16 protein-coding genes and 1 pseudogene are annotated in these 21561 nt (G+C 70.8%); 9 read left to right on the top strand and 8 right to left on the bottom strand.

Translation table 11 applies throughout. The features are described 5' to 3' along the window. Positions 1–71: 71 nt before the first annotated feature. The 5 genes from FKN01_RS22395 to FKN01_RS22375 form a co-directional block, all read right to left on the bottom strand. Positions 72–1007, bottom strand: a complete 936-nt coding sequence (locus FKN01_RS22395; RefSeq protein ID WP_143623389.1) for an alpha/beta fold hydrolase — start codon at positions 1005–1007, stop codon at positions 72–74. Next, positions 1004–1534 (bottom strand): phage holin family protein, encoded by a 531-nt coding sequence (locus FKN01_RS22390; protein WP_143623387.1) that lies wholly within the window; start codon positions 1532–1534, stop codon positions 1004–1006. The genes FKN01_RS22395 and FKN01_RS22390 overlap by 4 nt, the downstream gene beginning before the upstream one ends. A gap of 39 nt (positions 1535–1573) precedes the next feature. Continuing rightward, the gene (gene nhaA / locus FKN01_RS22385; protein WP_143623385.1) at positions 1574–2980 is read right to left on the bottom strand and encodes a Na+/H+ antiporter NhaA; all 1407 of its coding nucleotides are present in this window, start codon (positions 2978–2980) and stop codon (positions 1574–1576) included. Between the two features lie 232 nt (positions 2981–3212). Then, positions 3213–5210, bottom strand: a complete 1998-nt coding sequence (gene acs / locus FKN01_RS22380; protein WP_143623383.1) for an acetate--CoA ligase — start codon at positions 5208–5210, stop codon at positions 3213–3215. Positions 5211–5428: 218 nt separating this feature from the next. Then, positions 5429–8341, bottom strand: a complete 2913-nt coding sequence (locus FKN01_RS22375; RefSeq protein WP_260696982.1) for a bifunctional SulP family inorganic anion transporter/carbonic anhydrase — start codon at positions 8339–8341, stop codon at positions 5429–5431. 303 nt (positions 8342–8644) lie between these two features. On the opposite strand from FKN01_RS22375, the gene FKN01_RS22370 reads away from it, so the two are divergent. Further along, the gene (locus FKN01_RS22370) at positions 8645–9949 is read left to right on the top strand and encodes a hypothetical protein (RefSeq protein WP_185992942.1); all 1305 of its coding nucleotides are present in this window, start codon (positions 8645–8647) and stop codon (positions 9947–9949) included. Between the two features lie 106 nt (positions 9950–10055). On the opposite strand, the gene FKN01_RS22365 is transcribed toward FKN01_RS22370, so the two are convergent. Then, positions 10056–11051: an ATP-binding protein gene (locus tag FKN01_RS22365; protein ID WP_143623377.1), complete on the bottom strand. Its 996-nt coding sequence runs from the start codon at positions 11049–11051 to the stop codon at positions 10056–10058. Between the two features lie 102 nt (positions 11052–11153). On the opposite strand from FKN01_RS22365, the gene FKN01_RS22360 reads away from it, so the two are divergent. Next, a complete protein-coding gene (locus FKN01_RS22360) occupies positions 11154–11978 on the top strand; it encodes an oxidoreductase (protein ID WP_143623375.1) in 825 nt (274 codons plus the stop codon). 382 nt (positions 11979–12360) lie between these two features. Here the strand turns inward: FKN01_RS22360 and FKN01_RS22355 are convergent, their stop codons facing one another. Next, on the bottom strand, positions 12361–13212 hold the full coding sequence (locus FKN01_RS22355) for an HAD family phosphatase (RefSeq protein ID WP_143623373.1): 852 nt from the start codon (positions 13210–13212) through the stop codon (positions 12361–12363). Between the two features lie 550 nt (positions 13213–13762). Between FKN01_RS22355 and ssd the strand changes: the two genes are divergently transcribed. The 7 genes and pseudogenes from ssd to FKN01_RS22320 form a co-directional block, all read left to right on the top strand. Next, positions 13763–14824, top strand: coding sequence for a septum site-determining protein Ssd (gene ssd / locus FKN01_RS22350; RefSeq protein ID WP_143623475.1), 1062 nt, complete (start codon positions 13763–13765; stop codon positions 14822–14824). Continuing rightward, complete coding sequence (locus FKN01_RS22345) at positions 14821–15969, top strand: TadA family conjugal transfer-associated ATPase (protein ID WP_143623371.1); 1149 nt, start codon at positions 14821–14823, stop codon at positions 15967–15969. The genes ssd and FKN01_RS22345 overlap by 4 nt, the downstream gene beginning before the upstream one ends. Further along, positions 15966–16850, top strand: a complete 885-nt coding sequence (locus tag FKN01_RS22340; protein ID WP_143623369.1) for a type II secretion system F family protein — start codon at positions 15966–15968, stop codon at positions 16848–16850. Before FKN01_RS22345 ends, FKN01_RS22340 begins: the two co-directional genes overlap by 4 nt. After that, the gene (locus FKN01_RS22335; protein WP_260696980.1) at positions 16847–17686 is read left to right on the top strand and encodes a type II secretion system F family protein; all 840 of its coding nucleotides are present in this window, start codon (positions 16847–16849) and stop codon (positions 17684–17686) included. Before FKN01_RS22340 ends, FKN01_RS22335 begins: the two co-directional genes overlap by 4 nt. Before the next feature lie 85 nt (positions 17687–17771). After that, complete coding sequence (locus FKN01_RS22330) at positions 17772–17975, top strand: DUF4244 domain-containing protein (protein ID WP_143623367.1); 204 nt, start codon at positions 17772–17774, stop codon at positions 17973–17975. Positions 17976–18087: 112 nt separating this feature from the next. Next, on the top strand, positions 18088–18465 hold the full coding sequence (locus tag FKN01_RS22325; protein ID WP_143623365.1) for a TadE family type IV pilus minor pilin: 378 nt from the start codon (positions 18088–18090) through the stop codon (positions 18463–18465). Beyond that, positions 18462–18788 (top strand): annotated as a pseudogene (locus tag FKN01_RS22320) (Rv3654c family TadE-like protein); the annotation flags it as partial. The gene FKN01_RS22325 and the pseudogene FKN01_RS22320, both read left to right, overlap by 4 nt. Positions 18789–18828: 40 nt before the next feature. Here FKN01_RS22320 and FKN01_RS22315 read toward each other — a convergent pair. Beyond that, complete coding sequence (locus tag FKN01_RS22315) at positions 18829–21513, bottom strand: DEAD/DEAH box helicase (protein ID WP_260696978.1); 2685 nt, start codon at positions 21511–21513, stop codon at positions 18829–18831. Between the last annotated feature and the right edge of the window lie 48 nt (positions 21514–21561).

The following is a 21561-nucleotide window of genomic DNA, read 5'->3' as shown; positions in this document are numbered from 1 at the left end:
CGCCCATCCGTCAGCCAATTGGCTTATGCGCCGGGCACGTGGCCTTTCGTAGGACATGTGTGCCGGAGCGGCTAGCGATCCGGCTCGGAATCCTTGAGCCAGTTGATGAGTTCGGCCGAGAACCCCGCCGGGTCCTCCTCGTGGGGGAAGTGACCCAGACCGTCGAAAAGTCGCCAACGGTAGGGCGCCTCGACGTACTCGCCGGACCCGGCCGAGCTACGGGTGCGGACCGCCGGATCGAGTGAACCGTGGAGGTGCAGCGTCGGCACCCGAACGGGGCGCTTCATGCGGCGGTTGAACTGGATGCCGTCCGGGCGCGCCAGCGAGCGCACCATCCAGCGGTACGGCTCGATCGAGCAGTGGGCCGTCGAGGGAATCGTCATGGCCCGCCGGTAGACGTCCAGGGCCGCCTCGTCGGGGAATTCCGTTCTGCCCGGCCCCGCCCAGTCGCTGATCAGCCGCCCCACCAGGGCGGCGTCGTCGGCCACGAGCTGACGCTCCGGCACCCAGGGCCGCTGGAAGCCCCAGACGTACGAGCCGGCCCGGGTCTGCGCGAAGTCGGAGAGCATCGAGGAACGCCACCGCCGCGGGTGGGGCATCGAGGAGACGACCAGCCGACGCACCAGCTTCGGGCGCATCACGGCGGCGGTCCAGGCCAGGTAGCCGCCCATGTCGTGGCCGACGAGTGCGGCGTCCGGCTCGCCGAGGGACCTGACCACGCCCGTGATGTCGAGCGCCAGGTTGGCGGGATCGTAACCGCGCGGGGTTCGGTCGCTGCCGCCCACCCCGCGCAGGTCCATCGCCACGGCACGGAAGCCGGCCTCGGCGAGCGCAGGGAGCTGGTGGCGCCAGGTCCACCAGAACTGCGGGAAGCCGTGCAGCAGGAGGACCAGTGGCCCTTCGCCCATTTCGGCGATGTGGAAGCGGGCGCCGTTCGCCGCGACGTCCCGGTGGGTCCAGGGGCCGTCGAGGCGGACGGGGCCGCCGTCCGGTGCGGGAGCGCTCATGCGGACGAGCGTGCCACAGCCGACGCCTCGTCCTGGACCGGTGCGCTTTCGATGGCCCGGTCGGAGCGGGTGCTGCCGCCCACCGGGAGGATCGCGTCGGCCGCGGTCTCGGGGCGCGGGTGCGGCTTGACGCCCTGAAGGACGGCGGCGGTCTGCTTGGCGGAGGCGATGGACTTCTCCGGCGGCTTGACCTTCTTGAACTTCGCGTAGCCGAAGAGCGCGAGCAGGACGCCCAGAAGGATGAACGCGCTGCCCACGATCAGGAACGACCAGGCGAGGCCCAGACCCAGGTTGTGGATGCCGTACGCGGCCGCGAAGCTCAGCACCGGGATCGCGAACAGGATCAGCACGCCGGTGACGATGAAGGCCACGCTGCCGATGACGCCGCGCTTGACGTCCTGCCGTACCTCGGCCTTGGCCAGGGCGATTTCGTCGTGTACCAGCGCCGACAGTTCGGCCGTCGCCGACGCGACCAGCTGGCCGAGACTGCGGTCGGCGCCGCCCGCGTAATTGCCGGGGTCGCTCATCCCTGACTCCCTCTCCTGTTCAACACGTCCGATGTCAGATCATGCCGGACTGTCCGGCCTGTCGCTCGCTGCCCCCGCCAGTCGGGCAAGGCGGCGGTGCTCGGCCGCCTTCTCCTCGTAGATCGCGGCCATCCTCAGGTGGTACGCCGGATCGTCCTGCTCGTAGACGTCCGGCACACCGGAACCGTCCTCGTCGAGTTCCTCGGCGTCGGACAGTGCCCTGTATCTGCGTACCCGCAGTTTGAGCAGTACACCGGAGAGTACGGCGGCGATGAGGGAACCGAGCAGAACCGACGCCTTGATCTCGTTGATCATGTCGTCGTCACCGGCGAACGCGAGCTCCCCGATGAGCAGGGACACGGTGAAGCCGATGCCGGCGAGGGTGGCGATCGCGAAGACGTCCGCCCAGGCCAGGTCCTTGTTCAGCTCGGCCCTGGTCAGCCGGGTGGTCAGCCACGTACCGCCGAAGACCCCGATCGTCTTGCCGGCGACGAGGCCCAGGACCACCCCGAGGGTTTCCGGTCGGTCGAACACGGATGCCACCGCGCCGCCGGAGAGGGAGACGCCCGCGGAGAACAGCGCGAAGACCGGTACGGCGAAACCCGCCGACAGCGGGTGCACCAGGTGCTCGATGCGCTCACCGGGGGAGTGCTCCTCGCCCTCGCGGCGGCTGCAGCGCAGCATCAGGCCCATGGCGACACCGGCGATGGTGGCGTGGATGCCGCTGTTGTACATCAGCCCCCAGATGACCAGGGCGAGCGGCACGTAGACGTACCAGCCGCGCACGCCGAGGCGGAGCAGCAGATAGAAGAGGCCCAGGCCGAGGAAGGCGCCACCGAGCGCGAGAAAGTCGATGTCGTCGGTGAAGAAGATGGCGATGATGAGGATCGCGAAGAGGTCGTCCACGACGGCGAGCGTGAGCAGGAAGGCCCGGAGCGCGGCGGGCAGCGAGGCACCGATGACGGCGAGGACGGCGAGTGCGAAGGCGATGTCCGTGGCGGTGGGAACCGCCCAGCCGTCCTTCGAGCCGTCGCCGAACACGTTCACCAGGGTGTAGACGACCGCCGGGGCCGCCATGCCGCACAGCGCGGCGGCCACGGGGAGCGCCGCGGCCTTCGGATCGCGCAGTTCTCCCGCCACGAGTTCGCGTTTGAGCTCGACGCCCGCGACGAAGAAGAAGACCGCGAGCAGCCCGTCGGCGGCCCAGTGCTCCACGGAAAGGTGCAGGCCGAGGGTTTCGGGCCCGATGTGGAAGTGGCTGACGGCCGAATAGCTCGAACCGGCGGTGTTCGCCCACACCAGCGCGGCCACGGCGGCGACCAGCAGGATGACGCCCCCGACGGTCTCCGTGCGCAGGGCGTCGGCGACGTAGTTGCGCTCGGGGAGCGGCAGCCGTCCCAGGAAGGTGCGGCGCGGGCCGGTGGGCGCGGGGGTGGGTGTGGCCACGGGGGGAGACCTCCGGGTCGGTACGGCAGCGATGGCATGGCTGATGCACTTGCCGACCAGACTTCCCGGCACCCCTGTGGAGATTTTCTTATCTTGTTCTCGATCGGCTGCCACTGTACCCGTGGGGTGCGGCGGTAAGGGTGCTTGGGAGCGGTGATCTCACCGTAAGGGCCCGAAGGGCACCCGGCGCGCTGCCGGATGCCCTTCGGATCGTGCGACTCGTGCGACAGCGTCAGTCCTCGGAGGGAGCCGAGGGCAGCTGGCTCTGGATCAGGTCCATGACCGAGGAGTCGGTCAGGGTCGTGACATCGCCCAGGGCCCTGTTCTCCGCCACGTCGCGCAGCAGGCGGCGCATGATCTTGCCGGAACGGGTCTTCGGCAGCTCGGCCACCGGCATGATGCGCTTCGGCTTGGCGATCGGGCCGAGGGTCGACCCGACGTGGTTGCGCAGTTCCGCCACCAACTCGTCGGAGGCGGTCGCGGTGCCCCGGAGGATGACGAAGGCGACGATGGCCTGGCCGGTCGTCTCGTCGGCGGCGCCGACCACGGCGGCCTCGGCGACCGACGGGTGCGAGACGAGAGCCGACTCGACCTCGGTGGTCGAGATGTTGTGCCCCGACACCAGCATGACGTCGTCCACCCGGCCGAGCAGCCAGATGTCGCCGTCCTCGTCCTTCTTGGCACCGTCGCCGGCGAAGTACTTGCCCTCGAAGCGCGACCAGTAGGTGTCGAGGAACCGCTGGTCGTCGCGCCAGATGGTGCGGAGCATCGACGGCCACGGCTCGGTGAGGACCAGGTAGCCGCCTCCGCCGTTCGGGACCTCGTTGGCCTCGTCGTCCACGACGGTCGCGGAGATGCCGGGCAGGGCGCGCTGGGCGCTGCCCGGCTTGGTCTCGGTGACACCGGGCAGCGGCGAGATCATCATCGTGCCGGTCTCGGTCTGCCACCAGGTGTCCACGATCGGGCACTTGTCGGCACCGATGTGCTTGCGGTACCACACCCACGCCTCGGGGTTGATCGGCTCGCCGACCGAACCGAGGACGCGCAGGGACGACAGGTCGAACTTGGCGGGGATGTCGTCCCCCCACTTCATGAACGTACGGATCGCGGTCGGCGCGGTGTAGAGGATCGTGACCCCGTACTTCTGGACGATCTCCCAGAAGCGGCCCTGGTGCGGGGTGTCGGGCGTGCCCTCGTACATCACCTGCGTGGCGCCGTTGGCCAGAGGTCCGTAGACGATGTAGGAGTGTCCGGTCACCCAGCCGATGTCGGCGGTGCACCAGTAGACATCGCTCGCAGGCTTCAGGTCGAAGACCGCGTGGTGGGTGTACGCCGCCTGGGTGAGGTAGCCCCCGGAGGTGTGCAGGATGCCCTTGGGCTTCCCGGTCGTGCCCGAGGTGTACAGGATGAAGAGCGGCTGCTCCGCCTCGAACGCCTCGGGCGTGTGCTCGGCGGACTGGCGGCCCGTGATCTCGTGCCACCAGACGTCGCGGCCCTCGGTCCACGCGGTGTCCTGGCCCGTACGACGGACCACCAGGACGTGTTCCACGCTGTCGATACGGGAGACGGCGTCGTCGACCGCGGGCTTGAGCGCGGAGGGCTTGCCGCGGCGGTACCCGCCGTCGGCCGTGATGACGACCTTCGCGTCCGCGTCCTCGATGCGGGCGGCGATGGCGTCGGCGGAGAAGCCGCCGAAGACGACCGAGTGCGCGGCACCGATGCGGGCGCAGGCCAGCATCGCGACCGCGGCCTCGGGGATCATCGGGAGGTAGACGGCGACCCGGTCGCCCTTGCCGACACCGAGCTCGATGAGCGCGTTGGCGGCGCGGGAGACCTCGTCCTTCAGCTCCGCGTAGGTGATGGCGCGGCTGTCGCCGGGCTCGCCCTCGAAGTGGATGGCGACCCGGTCGCCGTTGCCCGCCTCGACGTGACGGTCGACGCAGTTGTACGCGACGTTGAGCTCGCCGTCCGCGAACCACTTCGCGAAGGGCGGGTTGCTCCAGTCGAGGGTCTCGGTCGGCTCGGTGGCCCAGGTCAGGCGGCGGGCCTGCTCGGCCCAGAAGCCCAGCCGGTCCGCTTCGGCCTGCTCGTACGCCTCTGCGGTGACGTTGGCGTTGGCGGCCAGCTCGGCAGGCGGAGCGAACTTCCGCTCTTCCCGAAGCAGGTTGGCAAGGCTCTCGTTGCTCACGACTTCTCCCAGTCCCAGGGTGTCCGTTGTGTCCCGGGGCATAGCTCATCAGTCCCGAGGCCGGGTGACAAGTGTCTGCCGGGAATTGGTTTAGACCTGTGTCTCGTGTATAGAGGCATGATCCCGCCTCCACGCCGAGGCGGCATGGTGGAGCACACCATCGGTGTGGGCGCTTCCGGCACGGAAGCGGGATCACTGGGTCCTACGGATCCGAGGTGCCTGCGGTTCAGAGGTGCCTGCGATTCAGAGGTGCCTGCGGTTCAGATGCCGGTACGTGCCGGCTCCGCCGGGTGCTCAGCCGTGATCGGCTCGAACACCTCGGCCGTGTCGTTCTCCGCGCTCGCGCCCTCGTCCAGCAGATACGACTGGGCCTCGGCCACGTGGAAGTACATGCCGTGGAGCTGCAGGGCGCCGTCGGCGATCCGGCGCGCCACCGAGGGGTGGGCCCTCAGGTGGTCGAGCTGCTGGAGCACGTTGGTGAGGCAGAGTCGCTCCACCGCGTCGGCCGGCAACCGCCCGGAGAGACGGACCGGCGTGTCGTCGGCCGAGGCCGCCCGGGCGAGGCTGGGAAGCCCATGCCGGAGCCAGCGCCACAGCGACGTGTCCGGGGTTTCCGGGGCGGCGCCCAGCAGCGCGTTCATGGCGCCGCAGTCCGAGTGGCCGCAGACGGTGATGGACTCGATGCCGAGCACGTCCACCGCGTACTCGATCGCGGCTCCCACCGAGTGGTCGCCCTCCTCGGCGTCGGGAGGAGGCACCAGGTTGCCGATGTTCCGCACGGTGAACAGGTCGCCCGGGCCGCTGGCCGTGATCATGCTCGTCACCAGGCGCGAGTCCGCGCAGGTGATGAAGAGCTGCGAGGGGCGTTGGCCCTCCCTGGCGAGTCGTGCCAGCTCGCCCCGGACCAGGGGCGCCGTATCCCGTTGGAACGAGCTGAGGCCTCTGACCAGTCGGTGATCGCGGGCTGCGCGCGAGGGACGGCCGGCGGACGCGCGCTGCTGGGCGGAGGCGGCTTGAGCGAGGTGCTCCGCGTGCCGGGTGGGGGGTGCCTGGGCGGAAGAGGCCGTGAGGGTGACGGGCGCGAGGGGCTGGGTCCGCGAGGGGGATGGGTGCTGGGGGAGGGGCGGGACGGGTTCGGGCGGAGTGGCGGGGCCGGTGCCGGTGCCGGTGCCGGTGCCAGGGCCGGTGTGAGGTGAGGCGGAGGCGGGGGCAGGGCCGCTCGGGGCCGGGCTGACGGTGGTGGCGATCCGCGTGGCCGCGGCTGCCGCGGTGCCGGCGGTGTGGGCGGTTCCCGGCGGGTGGACTGTGTCGGGCGCGCCTGCCGTGTGCTGCGGTGCCTCGGCCGCGGCGGCACCCGCGCCGCTGTCGGTCGCTGCGGGAGGCGCGTGCTCGGGCTGGTTGTGGCAGTGGTGGTTGCGCCACGGGGTCCACGGCCGGCAGCAGGAGTGCGCTGCCGCGGCGGGCTCGGCGATCCTGCCGCCCCACCTCCCGGCGAATGCCACCTGGCCGCCATGGGCCGTATGGGCGTTGCTCCAGTCCTGGATCGTCTCGTATGCGGCGTGATCCATGAACGAGCCGTCCAGCTCCACGATCACATCGGCATCCTGGGGAAGCCGCCCCAGTACCCGGCTGAGACGTGGGACGGCCAGGAAGGTCAACTGACCCCGTACGACCACGAGGTGTTGCCCGTGCTGTTCGGAGACCGAGATCCGGGTCCGGCCCAGCCGGTGCAGGGCGACGGCCACCGCTACGGCGATGCCGATGGCCACGCCCTTGAGGACGCCGACGACCAGGACCCCGGCGATGGTCGCGCCGTACACCAGGAACTCGCGGTGCTTATGCACATTGCGGATATGCGCAAGGCTCACCATCTTGAGGCCGACCATCATCACCAGCGCCCCCAGCGCGGCCAGCGGGATGCGCTCCAGCAAGGTGACGAGAAGGCCGGATGCGACCAGAATCCAAACGCCGTGCAGCACGGTGGACGCGCGACCCGTCGCCCCGGCTCTCACGTTCGCGGAACTGCGCACGGCTCCACCGGAAACCGCGAGTCCTCCCAGCAGACCGGACACCGCGTTGGCGACGCCTTGAGCGCGTAGCTCCCGGTCGAGGTCGGCGCGTTTGACCAGGGGTGGCGCGGGCCGCTTGATGTCGTCCGGGCCGGCGTGGGCGGCGGGTTTGCCGCGAGAGTCCGGGCGGTCGCCGTTCTCGCGCGTCCCGTCCGTCTCGTCGCCCTGTCGCTCTTCGGACTTCGCGGGGGAATGTGCCGAGTGCGCACGGCTCCGGTCGGCGGCCAGCTTGTCCACGGCGACAGCGGCGAGCAGCGACTCCAGGCTGGCCACCAGCATCATCGTGAACACGGCTGTGGCCAGGCCGAGCACCGGCCCCTGGGGCATTTCCGGCATGGCGTGCGAACGCCAGGAGGGCAGATCGACCCGGGCGATCGACGGTGCCGCCCACGCGGCCACGGCCGTGGCCAGGCCCACGGAGGCCAGGGCCGCCGGAACCCGACGCAGGAACCGCCCGGCACTTCCGGGCAGCAGCGGCCACACGACGAGGACGGCCACGGTGAGCGCGCCGATCAATGGGGCGGCGGGGCTGACACGTGCCAGCTGGTCGGGGAGATGCAGCACGTTGGAGATGGCCGAGCTCTGCGGTGAACCGCCCAGAACGATGTGCAGCTGAGCGAGCGCGATGGCCACGCCGATGCCGGCGAGCGTGCCGTGAACGATGGCGGGGCTGACGGCGAGTGCGCTGCGGGCCGCCCGCAACGAACCGAGCGCGAGCTGAAGCAGGCCCGCCCCGATCGTGATGGCGCAGGTGGTGCGCCATCCGTAGATCTGGATTGTCTCGGCGGTGACCACGGTCAGTCCGGCGGACGGGCCGGAGACCTGTAGGGGAGTGCCGCCGAGCAGTCCGGCGACGATGCCGCCGACCGCAGCGGAGATGAGGCCGGCCTCCAGAGGGGCTCCCATGGCGACAGCGAGGCCGAGCGACATGGGGATGGCGAGCAGAAAGACAGTGATGGACGCGGACACATCGGCGCCCGAGATGCGGAACTGTCCGCCGGACGGCGGTGGGGGCGGGCTGTGTGGTCGCTTGACTCCCGAGGACCGGGAGGGGCGCGAACTGCGGGACGAGTGTTCGTGGCGAGTGGGTACACAGGCAGACATATTTCCCGTCTCCTCCTGGGCAGCGCGGTCGCGGAACTCGATGACGCGACCGCGGGTCTCGGCATGCAGCGGCGGGATATCTCAACTCTCGGTAAATAGACAGTAATGGAGAGTAAAGAGTCGTGTCCAGGGTTGAGAGCAAATGGCCTATTCAGTCACTCATTCCGGTGAATAGTCAGCTTTTCATTCGGCCTGTTGTGCAGGTGCTTGGGTCGTGCGTGCGACTTTGGCCGCGCCGTGTCGGCACCCGGCGCAAGCGACCTGCGAGAAAGAGGTGGGCGGATGATGGCCGCGAGGAAGAGGATGGGCGCCACGAAAGGAATCTGCCTGGGCGTCGTGGCCGTGGCACTGGTCGCGGGGGTGGCCGGGTGCTCGGGGGCCGGCTCCGAGGCGGAGGGCTCCGGCCTCGGGGCCGTGAATGGCGCCGCAGGAGAGAAGAAGAAAGGTGCTGCAGCCGCACCCAAGCGCGTGTTCCGGGCCATTGGCGATGGTTCCACCGCGTTCACGGGTGTTCAGCCCAAGCAGCCCGCTGTGCACCGCCTGGCGACGGGCCAGAAGCCGCCGCAGTTCGTGGTGTTCTCATGGGACGGGGCGGGTGAGGACGGCCAGCGGCTCTTCTCGCACTTCCGCGAGGTGGGCAAGAAGTACGGCGCCGTGATGACGTATTTCCTCAGCGGTGTGTACCTGCTTCCGGAGGGGAGGCGGGACCAGTACGACCCGCCCAAGCACAACGCCGGCGCCTCCGACATCGGTTTCAACGACACCGAGGGCATCCGCGACACTCTGGCCCAGTTGCGTGGGGCCTGGCAGGACGGCAACGAGATCGGCACCCACTTCAACGGGCACTTCTGCGGCAAGGACGGCGGCGTCGGCACCTGGTCCGTCGAGGAGTGGAAGAGCGAGATCAACCAGGCCAAATCTTTCGTGCGGGGCTGGAAGACGAACGCTCCGGTCCTCAAGAACGAGACGGCGCTGCCCTTCGACTACGACAAGGAGCTCGTCGGCGGTCGTACCCCCTGCTTGGAGGGGCAGAAGAACATGGTGGCGGCGGCACGCACCATGGGGTTCCGGTACGACTCCAGCGGTGTCAACGATCAGGTATGGCCTCAGAAGAAGAGCGGTGTGTGGGACCTTTCCATGCAGCTGGTGCCGGTCCCGGGGCGCGATTTCGAGACGCTGTCGATGGACTACAACTTCATGTTCAACCAGTCCGGAACGACGCAGGGCGACCCCGCCAAGCACGAGTACTGGGGAAACCAGATGCGTGACGGACTGCTCCAGGCGTTCGACCGCGCGTATGACGGCAATCGCGCGCCGCTGATCATCGGCAATCACTTCGAGTCCTGGAACGGTGGTACGTACATGCGCGCCATCGAGCAGACGATCGCTGCGGTCTGCACCAAGAAGGACGTGCGCTGCGTCTCGTTCAGGCAGCTGGCGGACTGGCTCGATGCCCAGGACCCGGCGACCCTGGCGAAGCTCCGGACGCTGAAGGTCGGCCAGGCGCCCAAGCATGGCTGGCCCGAGTTCCTCAAGAAGGGCGCGGGCCGGGAACGGCCGGCCTCGAAGACGCCGCCCGCGGCCGCGGGCAACCAGGCCGGTCAGTAGATCCGGCGGCACCGGGCGCCGGGCACGACAGATGCCCGGCGCCGTCCGGTGCGCCCATCGGGCCGCGGGGCCGTCCGTGGCCGGGCCCGCACGGGATCTCAGCCGCTCACGCGGGCTGGCCGGCTTCGGCGCGGATGAAGCGCTCGTCCAGTACGAAGCCGGGGTCGACCTGTGCGGCGAGGTCGGCCCCGGTCTTCTCGTTCCCCCAGCTCTCCGCGTTCCGCAGGTGGAAATGCACCATCTGGCGCGTGTAACGGCCCCAGTCCCGCCGCTCGTACGAGTCCTCCGCCGCGTTCTGCAAGGCTTGCAGCGCCATCCGGTTGTCCGCCTCGAGCAGCTCGAAGCGCGCGGGGCGGCCCTTCTCCATGGCTCGCACCCAGTCGGAATGGCCGACGGTCACCAGCAGGTCCTCGCCGACCTCGGAGCGCAGGAAGTCCAGGTCGTCCTCGCCCTGCACCTTGTTTCCGACCACCTTCAGGTCCACGCCGAAGTCCCGCGCGTACTCCTTGTACTGGCGGTAGACGGAGACACCCTTGCGGGTCGGTTCGGCGATGAGGAACGTCATGTCGAAGCGGGTGAACATCCCCGAGGCGAAGGAGTCCGAACCGGCGGTCATGTCGACCACCACATACTCGTCGGGGCCGTCCACGAGGTGGTTGAGGCAGAGTTCGACCGCGCCGACCTTCGAGTGGTAGCACGCCACACCCAGGTCCGATTCGGTGAACGGTCCCGTGGCCATAAGCCTGATGTCCCCGTCGTCGAGCCGAACCGTACGGGCACAGGCGTCGAAGATCGGGTTGTCCTCGCGCACGCGCAGGAGGCGTGAGCCCTCGCCCGGCGGCGTCGTCTTGATCATCGTCTCGGCCGAGGCGATGCGCGGATTGCTGCCGCGCAGGTACTCCTTGATGAGAGGCAGCTGGGCCCCCATGGCGGGCAGTGCTGCGGATTCGTCCTCATCAAGGCCGAGCGCGGCTCCGAGGTGCTGGTTGATGTCGGCGTCCACCGCGACGACGTGGGCTTCATTGGCTGCGAGGTGGCGGATGAAGAGCGAGGACAGCGTGGTCTTCCCGCTGCCGCCCTTCCCTACGAAAGCGATCTTCATGTTCACCTAGGGTAGTCGATCGATCGCGGCGAGTTGCCCCGTTGCGTGAAGAAGGCCACTTGCGGTCGGTCGGCGGGCGGGAGGCGCGTAGCCTCGCTACTTATGAGTACGACTTCCTCGGACCCGCTCGTCGCACTGGGCGCTCTGCCGGGCGTGACCGACGCGGTGGACTCCGTACGCAAGGCGGTGGACCGCGTCTACGGCCACCGTGTGATGCGACGTCGAAGCAACGAGGTCACCGCGGAGGCCGCTCTTCGGGGCGCGCGTGCATCGGCCGCTCTGTCCGGCGCCGACTGGAATCTGGAAGAAGTGCGCCGGCGCACCGACTTCAGCGGCGACGGCGAGGCGCGTGTCGTCGGGGCCGCCCTTCGCCTGACGGCGGAGGCGGGGCAGCTGCTCTCCATCTGGCGGCAGTCGCCGTTGCGGGTCCTGGCACGGCTCCACCTGGTGGCGGCGGGCAGCGCTGCCCCGCAGGACGCGGTCGGGCGGCCCAGGCTCGCGGGTGAACCGGTGGACGAGCCTCTGATCGAGGCCCCCCTGCCGGACGCTGACGAGGTCGCGGGCCGATTGGACGGCCTCAGCAGGATCATCCTTTCGGGGAGCGAGGCGCCGGCTCTGGTGACCTCCGCTGTCGTCCATGGAGAGTTGCTGGCGCTGCGTCCCTTCGGTTCGCACAATGGCCTGGTGGCGCGGACCGCAGAGCGGATCGTGCTGATCGGGAGCGGGCTCGATCCAAAATCGATCTGCCCTGCCGAAGTCGGGCACGCCGAGCAGGGGCGGGCGGCCTACGCCGCCGCTTTCGACGGCTACCTGTCCGGTACGCCGGAAGGCATGGCGGCCTGGATCAGTCATTGCGGGCGCTCGGCGGAACTCGGCGTCAGGGAATCCACCGCGGTGTGCGAGGCCCTGCAACGAGGCGCCGCATAACGCGATCGACGCGTGCCGCCGACGCTGCCCGGTCGGCTGACATACGGGTCCGAGCATGGTTGCGGCGGTACCGGAACCGGTACCGCCGCTGGCACGTCCGCCCAGTTACCAAGCGTCCTCGAAATATGCCCATCAGGTCGGAGTCTTTGCCCGCTCCTGGTGCGGCTGGCCCGTAATCGACGGGTCGACGTCGCGTGGGTGCCGGGTTTCCATGCGCGGTCCGTGGGGCCTTTGCTGCGTAAATTCAGGTCATCCTCGCGGATGTCCTTGGTCTCGCGGGCCGTTGAGTCCTTTGTACTCCAGGGACCGATGGAGCGGTAGTGCCGACCGCACTTCTTTACTTTTGGGTTCAATTACGGACGAGTTGCTTCAATGGGTCGCGTCAGACGGAAGCCGTTCCGGCTCGCCGGCGGGCGGCGTACCAGACGGCACCGGCCGTGAGCGCTGCCGCACTCACGGCTGCCGCGGCCATGAGGGCCGGACGCGGTGGCAGGGAGAATGAGGAGAGGCGCTGCTTGAGGCGGACGGGCCGGTCGAAGGCGAGAATCGGCCACTCCCGGAGCGTGGCCTCACGGCGCAGCGCGCGGTCGGGGTTGACCGCGTGGGGATGGCCGACGGCTTCCAGCATCGGTACATCGGTGGCCGAGTCGCTGTACGCGTAGCAGCGGGCCAGGTCGTATCCCTCGGATTCGGCGAGTGCCTTGATGGCTTCGGCCTTTGTGGGGCCGTACGCGTAGTACTCCACCTCGCCCGTGTAGCAACCGTCGTCACCGACAACCATGCGGGTGGCGACGACGCGGTCGGCGCCGAGCAGCTCACCGATCGGTTCGACCACCTCGGCGCCCGAGGTCGAGACGATCACGACGTCGCGGCCGGCGGTGTGGTGCTCCTCGATGAGGGTCGCCGCCTCGTCGTAGATGATCGGGTCGATCAGTTCGTGCAGAGTCTCGGCCACGAGTTCCTTGACCTGCTGCACGTTCCAGCCCTTGCAGAGCGCCGAGAGGTATTCGCGCATCCGCTCCATCTGGTCGTGATCCGCGCCTCCGGCAAGGAACACGAACTGCGTGTACGCGGTACGCAGCACCGCGCGGCGGTTGATCAGGCCGCCGTGGTAGAAGGACTTGCTGAAGGTCAGTGTCGAGGACTTCGCAATGACCGTCTTGTCCAGGTCGAAGAAGGCGGCTGTGCGCGGCAAGAAGCGGTTTTCCACATGCAGAGCATAGGGGCCCGCCATTCGGCGTAAACCCCAGCGCGTGGGTTTGCCTGAGAAGGACCTCGGGTACACCATGGAAGTCACGGATCGTTCGCGACCGTGCTAAGCCGGTCCGGCTCCTCCCCCCCCCGAGTCGGCCGTGGGGACGACCCCCGCTCTCCCCCCCGGCGGGGGTCGTCGCATGTCCGGACGCGGTTTGCCGCGCGGAATCGACCATTTCTTCTCCTTCCGCACCAGGCAGGGCTCCGTCTGCGCCCCACTCCCCTGAGCGTGCGCCGTGACGCTGGGTAGCGAAAGAGTCGCGCCAGGAAGTCACCGGTATGAGCGACGAAGTTATTCACAACCACTGAGTTGTCCACAGTTTTTAACCAAGATCCACATCTTTTCCGGAAGCGCTGCACGGTGATTCCACCCGTGAACTCCACGGGTACCGCAATCGCCGTTCTCGGACGGGATCCGAGATCGTCGCGAACGGCGGTGAAGGCGAGTGATGGAGGGGGAGAACGTGGCTGAATCCAGTGCGCAGGACCGGTGGGCGGCTGTCACCACGCGGCGGGGCGGACCGCTGATCGTGACCGAGGACGCGGACCTGCTCGACGACTTGCTGAGGCTGTGTGCCGCCGCCGGTGCGGAACCGGAGGTGCATCACACGCTGCCGAACCATCGGGAGGGGTGGGAGCAGGCGCCCATGGTCCTCGTCGGCGACGACGCGGCCGCACGGTGCCGCGGAGCGGCGCGCAGGAGGGGCGTCATGGTGGTGGGCAGGGGGCAGGACGTGCCGGACGTGTGGCGTCGAGCCGTCGAAATCGGTGCGGAGTACGTGATCCGGCTGCCTGACTCCGAGACCTGGCTCGTCGACCAGATCGCCAATGCGTCGGAAGGCGTCGGCCGGCCGGCGGTCACGGTCGGGGTGATCGGTGGCCGGGGTGGCGCGGGGGCGTCCACATTGGCCTGCGCTCTGGCGGTGTCCGCCGCGAGAGCGGGGCAGCGGACCATGCTCATCGACGGGGACCCGCTGGGCGGCGGCATCGACGTGCTGCTCGGCGGCGAGCGGGCGGAGGGCATGCGGTGGCCGGATTTCGCTCATTCCAAGGGGCGGGTCGGTGGGGGCGCGCTGGAGGAGTCGCTGCCCGCGCTGCATGGGCTTCGGGTGCTCAGCTGGGGCCGGGACGACTGGGTGGTGATCCCGGCACCCGCCATGCGGGCGGTGCTGGCCGCCGCGCGCAGGCTTGGCGGGGTGGTGGTGGTCGACCTGCCGCGCCGGGTGGACGAAGCAGTGGCCGAGGCCCTCGCTCAGCTGGACCTGGGGCTTGTGGTCGTTCCCGGGGAGCTGCGAGCGGTCGCGGCGGCGAAGCGGGTGGCGTCGATGACCGGGGCGGTGCTCGACGACCTGCGGGTAGTGGCCCGGGGACCGTACGCGCCAGGGATCGACGCGCAGTGGGTGGCCCGAGCCATGCGTCTGCCGCTGGCCGGCGAAGTTCCGCTGGAAAGAGGTCTGCCGGCCGAGCAGGACATCGGTGAGCCGCCCGGTGGCAACGCGCGCGGCCCGCTGGCCAGGTTCTGCGCTGCCTTCTGGGAACAGGCGCTCGCGACGGAGAGCGTCAGCGGACCGCTCGCCGGGAGCACCCCATGACCGAGGCACTGCTCGACGCGGTCAGGCAACGGCTCGCCTCCAGCGGCACCGATCCGACCCCGGCCGGGGTCGCCGCCGCTCTGCGGGCGCAGGGCCGTCTGCTCGGCACGGCTGAAGTGCTGGGTCGCGCGGACGAACTGAGAGGGGAACTGATCGGTACCGGGGCGCTGGAGCCGCTCCTCGCCGACCCCGATGTCACGGACGTTCTGGTGTCCGCGCCCGACCGGGTGTGGGTGGATCGGGGCGGCGGGCTCGAACTCACCGAGGTGTCCTTCGCGGACGCGGCTGCCGTCCGCAGGCTGGCCCAGCGGCTCGCGGCCGTGGCGGGACGCCGGCTCGACGATGCCAGGCCCTGGGTGGATGCGAGGCTGCCGGACGGCACTCGCATGCATGCCGTGCTGCCCCCGGTATCGGTCGGGTCGACGTGCCTGTCTCTTCGGGTGGTCAGGCCCCGGGCCTTCTCACTGGCGGAGCTGGTCGAGGCCGGGACCGTGCCGCCCGGAGGCGACCGGCTGCTGAGGGCCCTGGTGGAGGCGCGGGTCTCCTACCTGATCAGCGGTGGGACGGGGGCGGGGAAGACGACTCTGCTCTCGAGCCTGCTGGGGGCGGGGGGGGAGCGCGAGCGGATCGTGCTCGCCGAGGACTCGGCAGAGCTGCGGCCGGACCACCCGCACGTCGTACGGCTGGAGTCGCGCCCCGCCAACCAGGAGGGTGCCGGACGGGTGACCCTTCGGGATCTGGTGCGACAAGCCCTGCGCATGCGCCCCGACCGGCTGGTGGTCGGCGAGGTACGTGGAAGCGAGGTGACCGAGCTCCTGGCCGCCCTCAATACGGGACATGAGGGCGGCTCCGGAACTGTCCATGCCAATGCTGCCGGACACGTTCCGGCACGGTTGGAGGCGCTCGGCACCGCGGCGGGGCTGGACCGGCTGGCGCTGCACAGCCAGCTGGCGGCGGCTCTGTCGGTCGTGGTCCACCTCGTACGGGACCGGGCGGGACGCAGACGAATCGCGGACATCCATGTGCTGGAGCGGGATGCGGCCGGGCTGGTGCTGACCGTTCCGGCGCTGCGGTGGGGCGTGACGGGCTTTGAGCGGGATCGGGGCTGGGAGCGGCTGTACGCGCTCATCGGGAGCGCGCTGTGACCGGGGAGGAGGCACACGCCGGGGCACCGGACGTGGTGCACGCTGCGGTGCTGTGCGCGGCAATGGCGGCGTGGCTGGTGTTGAGGGGGCGCAGTCGGCCGCTGCGCAGGGCGCGATCGCTGCTGACCGACGGGGGCGAGCGGTCACGGGCGGCGGAGAGGTGGTGCAGGGCCCGTAATCGGACAGAGGGGTGGGTCAGAGGGCGGTGGGAGTTGCTGTGTCTCCCGATGTCTTCGGTGCCGGCCCTGCTCGGACAGTCCGTACTGCCGCTGTTCGCGGGGGCCGTAGCCGTTCCCTTGGTACGGAGATGGCTGCTGCAAAGACGGTCGCGCAAGGAACAGGAGGTCCGGGCGAACGGAGTGGTGGACCTGTGCGCTGCGCTGGTCGGAGAGCTCAGGGCGGGGCGCGAGCCCGGGGAGGCGCTGCTCGTCGCGGTGCGAGGCACGGACATCATGGGCGAAGCCGGATTCCGCGTGTCGGCAGCCGCGCGATTCGGGGGCGACGTGCCGCGAGCACTCGTCCAGGCGGCGGGTGAACCGGGGCTGGACGGGCTGGCCGGAGTAGCCGCCTGCTGGCGGGTGGCGGTCGGCAGTGGGGCCGGGCTCGCTGCGGGACTGGGCCGGCTGGAGAGCGCGCTGCGTGCCGAACGCCGTCAGCGGGACGAACTGCGGGCGCAACTCGCGGGGGCGTGGTCGACGGTCACGGTGCTCGCCGTGCTTCCTGTGATCGGTCTGGGGCTCGGCGCCGCGCTGGGCGCGGACCCGTTGAGGGTGTTGTTGCACAGCACCGCCGGTCTGGTCTGCCTGGTCACCGGCGGCCTGCTGGAGATGTGCGGTCTCTTCTGGGCCGCCCGGATCGTCCGGGCGGGGGAAGCGGGATGAGCGCGTCGGCCGGCGGGCTCGTCCAGGCGGCGGAAGCCGTCGGCGTGGCGTTGTGCCTGTACGCGCGCTTGATTCTTCCTCTTGCGCGGCAGCAGGCCGGCCGGCGGGTGCGGCGTCGTGGCGAGCGCCTTCTGACGGTGCGGCTGCCGGCCCCCAAAGGCTGGACGGGATTCTTCCGGTTGTCCGGACCCCGGGTGGGCCGGACGGACTCCGTCGGCGCGGTCAGACAGTGGCTGGTGCTGTCGGCGGTCGTGCTGACCGGGTGGTTCCTCGTGGGCGGCCCGGTGGGATGGGCGGTCGGCCTGGCCTCGGCCTGCGGCGCTCGGCGGTGGCAGCGGCAGAGGCTCGGACACGCCTCTCGGCTCGCCGCCGAGGCGAAGGCCCGAGCGGAGGAGGCCGCACGACAACTGCCCATGGCGGCGGACCTGCTGGCGGCGTGCCTCTCCGCCGGTGCCGGTCCGGTGGAGGCGGCCGAGGCGGTGGGGGAGTCCCTGGGCGGTGCGGTGGGCGATCAGCTCGCTCGGACGGCGGCGGAGATCCGGCTCGGTGGAGACCCGGCTGTCGCCTGGGGGAGGTTCGGCGAGATACCGGGGGCCGCCGCGCTGGCCGGCTGCCTGGACCGGGCGGGCTCGACCGGCGCCCCGGCGGCGGAGCCGGTGGCCCGGATCGCCGAGGCACTGCGGGCGGAGCGGGCGAGGGCGGCTGTGGCGCGGGCGCAGAGGGCCGCCGTGATGGTCACCGCGCCCGTGGGGCTCTGCTTCCTTCCGGCGTTCCTGGCAGCGGGTGTGGCGCCCGTGGTGATCGGGCTGGCCGGGGGTCTGCTGCAGCCGGCGTAGCCCGGATGACGAAGACGTAGCCGACGAAGACATGAGAGCAGTGCAGCCGTGATGTACGTAACCGATGAGTCAGGAGTTCGAAGTGATGCGCAAGATCAAGAGCTGGACGCGGTACGTGGTCCGTCTCGCACGGTCCCGTGCCGACAGCGGAATGACGACATCCGAGTACGCGGTGGGCACGATCGCGGCCTGTGCGTTTGCCGCTGTGCTCTACAAGGTCGTCACCAGCGCGGCGGTGATGTCCCAGTTGCAGTCACTGCTGAAGGGCGCGCTCGATGCGAAGTTCTGAGGCCGGTGCGCGGGCGGCGGGGCCCGGGCCCGGAAGCCGGTCGAGGCGAGGGGGAAAGCGATGGCGCGGGAGCGCCGTGTGGAGCGTCAGGGGACGTGGCGATCGAGGAGCGGTGACGGCGGAGGCCGCCATGGTGATCCCGGTGCTGGCGGTGTTCGCCCTGGCCCTGCTCTGGGCCCTGATGGCCGCGGCAGCCCAGATCCGTTGTGTGGACGCGGCCCGGGCCGGCGCCCGTGCCGCGGCCCGTTCGGAGCCGGCACCGCAGGTGCGGGAGGCCGCTCTTTCCGCGGCGCCCGGCGGGGCTTCGGTCGAGGTGGAGCGGGCCGGAGCGCTGTGGCGGGTGACCGTGACGGCCCCGACGCCCGGACCCGGACGGCTCGCCGTGACGCTGAGGGCGGAGGCAGCGGCCGCGGCCGAGGACGCGCCCGTTCCCGCCGCCGCTACCGCTGCGGGCGCGCCGGACCTGGCGGTGGAAGGGGGTGACCGGTGAGCGGGCGGGGCCGCCGCCGGTGGATCGCGGCCCCGGCCCGGTGGCTGGGCCGGCGGCGCGCGCCGGTGAGGGACCAGGGGCTGGTGACCGTTTGGGCGGCGGTGACCACGGCGACGCTGTGCACCGTCTTCGCGGTGGTGCTGGCGCTCGGACAGGTGGTCGCCGCCCGGCATCGGGCCGGGGGTGCCGCCGACCTGGCGGCGCTGGCGGCGGCGGCCCGGGCGCTGGAAGGCGTGGATCGGGCCTGCGCGTCGGCCGAGGAGGTGGCCAGGGTGCAGGGGGCGGAGGTGGTGCGGTGCGCGGTCCTGGGAGAGGTCGCCGATGTGACGGCCCGGGCGCGGTTCGGGTCGTACGCGCCCGAGGTCAGGTCCCGGGCGGGGCCGGCGGAGGGGGCTCCTCCGGCGAGCGTGCCTCCGGCCCGGGCGGACCGGGATCAGCCGGGCGGCCGGGAGCGGGTGCACCAGGGCGGCCCGAGCCGCTCTCCGTGACACCCGAGCCCCTCGCCGTAGCGGCCGAGCCGCTCTTCGTGACGCCCATGCCCCCCGTTGTAGGGCCCGGGCCGCCCGCTTGGGGGCCCGAACTGTCGGCCTCGGCCGTCCCGCCCGGCGCGGACCGGAGGAGTTCCGTGAGGAGCCGGACGGCGCCTCGTTTGTGCAGGGGGTCGTTGCCGTTGCCGCACTTGGGGGACTGGATGCAGGACGGGCAGCCCGCAGCGCACTCGCAGGACGCGATGGCAAGGCGTGTGGCCGACAGCCACTCGCGGGCGGTGTGGAAGGCGCGTTCGGCGAATCCGGCGCCGCCCGGGTGGCCGTCGTACACGAAGACCGTCGGCAGCAGGGTGTCGGGGTGCAGCGGGACGGACACCCCGCCGATGTCCCAGCGGTCGCAGGTGGCGAAGAGCGGCAGCATGCCGATCGAGGCGTGCTCGGCGGCGTGGAGCGCGCCGCCGAGGATCTCGGGATTGATCCGGGCGGCCTCGAGCTGGTCCTCGGTCACCGTCCACCAGACGGCCCGGGTGCGCAGGGTGCGGGGCGGAAGGTCCAGCCTGCTCTCGCCGAGCACCTCGCCGGTGATCAGCCTGCGGCGGAGGAAGGAGACGACCTGGTTGGTGACCTCGACGGACCCGTAGCAGAGGCGGCCGTCCCCCCACGGGATCTCGGTGTCGGTGTCCAGGAGGGAGATGGAGGTGGTGTCGCGGGCGGTGGTCGAGTACGGCGGGTCGGCCTGTTCGACCAGGGCCACGGAGTCCCCCAGGTCCAGCTTCCGGACCAGGTAGGAGCGGCCCTGGTGGAGGTGGACGGCGCCCTCGTGCACGGCGCTGTGGGCGGCGGACTCGTCCACGGTGCCCAGCAGCCGGCCGGTGCCTTCCTCGACGATCTGGACGGGGCGGCCGCCCTCGCCCCGGATGTCGGTGAGGTCGGCGGCCCGCTCGCGCCGGGTCCAGTGCCAGCCGGACGGCCGTTTGCGGAGCAGCCTGGCGGTCTCCAGCTGGGGGAGGAGCCCGGGCGCGGCCGGGCCGAAGAGCTGGAGGTCCTTGTCGGTGAGCGGCAGTTCCGCGGCCGCGGCGCAGAGATGGGGAGCGAGGACGTACGGGTTGTCCGGGTCCAGGACGGTCGACTCCACGGGCTGCTCGAACAGGGCCTCGGGGTGGTGGACGAGGAAGGTGTCCAGCGGATCGTCACGGGCCACCAGGATGGCGAGGGCACCCTGGCCCGCCCGTCCGGCCCGGCCCGCCTGCTGCCAGAGGGATGCCCTCGTCCCCGGGTAGCCGGCTATGACGACGGCGTCCAGCCCGGACACGTCGATGCCCAGTTCGAGCGCGGTGGTGGCGGCGAGGCCGAGGAGGCTGCCGGAGTGCAGGGCGCGTTCGAGGGCGCGGCGTTCCTCGGGGAGGTACCCCCCGCGGTAGGCGGCGACGCGGGACGGCAGGGCGCGGTCGACCTCGGCGAGGCGTTCCTTGGCGATGACGGAGATCAGCTCGGCGCCGCGCCGGGAGCGCACGAAGGCGACCGAGCGGACGCCCTGGACGGTGAGGTCGGTGAGCAGGTCGGCGGTCTCGGCCGTGGCGGTACGGCGTACGGGGGCGCCCTTCTCGCCGTGCAGCTCGGTCAGCGGCGGCTCCCACAGGGCGAAGACGAGTTCGCCGCGTGGGGAGGCGTCGTCGGCCACCTCAGTGACGGGGAGGCCGGTCAAACGCCCGGCCGCGAGGGCGGGCTCGGCGGAGGTGGCGGACGCGAGGAGGAAGACGGGGTCGGAGCCGTAGCGGGCGCAGAGGCGGCGTAGCCGGCGCACCACCTGGGCGACGTGGGAGCCGAAGACGCCCCGGTAGGTGTGGCACTCGTCGATGACGACGTAGCGCAGGGAGCGCAGGAAGGAGGACCAGCGGGGGTGGGACGGGAGGATGCCCCGGTGGAGCATGTCGGGGTTGGTCAGGACGTAGTTGGCGTACTGGCGCACCCACTCGCGCTCCTCGACCGGCGTGTCACCGTCGAAGACGGCGGGCCGGATGCCGTTGCCCAGCGGGGCCGCGAGTGCCTTGACCGAGCGGCGCTGGTCGGCGGCCAGGGCCTTGGTCGGGGAGAGGTAGAGAGCGGTGGCGCCGCGCCCGTTCGGGGCTTCTGAGCCGTCCAGGAGGGCGCTGAGGACCGGGGCGAGGTAGGCCAGGGACTTTCCGGACGCCGTTCCGGTGGCGATCACGACGGACGTGCCGTCCAGTGCGAGCTCCGCGGCGGCCGCCTGATGGGCCCAGGGGTGGTCGATGCCGGCCTTCTGGATGGCGGCTGTCACTTCCGGACGGATGCGGTCGGGCCAGACCGCATGGGTTCCCGTCCGCGGGGGCAAGTGCTCCGTATGAGTGATGCGCGCGGACCGGCCCGCCCCTGCGGCGAGCCGGTCGAGGACCATGTCGGGAGAGGGGCGGGAGCCCCCACTCCCCGGGGGTCGACTGGGGCGTTGATTCTTGGCCATCGGCACCGAGTGTGTCACTGGCGAGGCGGACAATGGTCCGAAGGCGTCGTGCATGGCTGCCGGTAAGTGATTGAATGCCATCGCGGCTGGCGATCCGTCCCCCGGCTCCGTCGGGGAGACCGAGGGGCG

The organism is Streptomyces sp. 130 (assembly GCF_007096885.1).
Lineage (GTDB): Bacteria > Actinomycetota > Actinomycetes > Streptomycetales > Streptomycetaceae > Streptomyces.
Note: the sequence above shows the minus strand (reverse complement) of the source record. Positions and strands in the feature narration are given on the sequence as shown.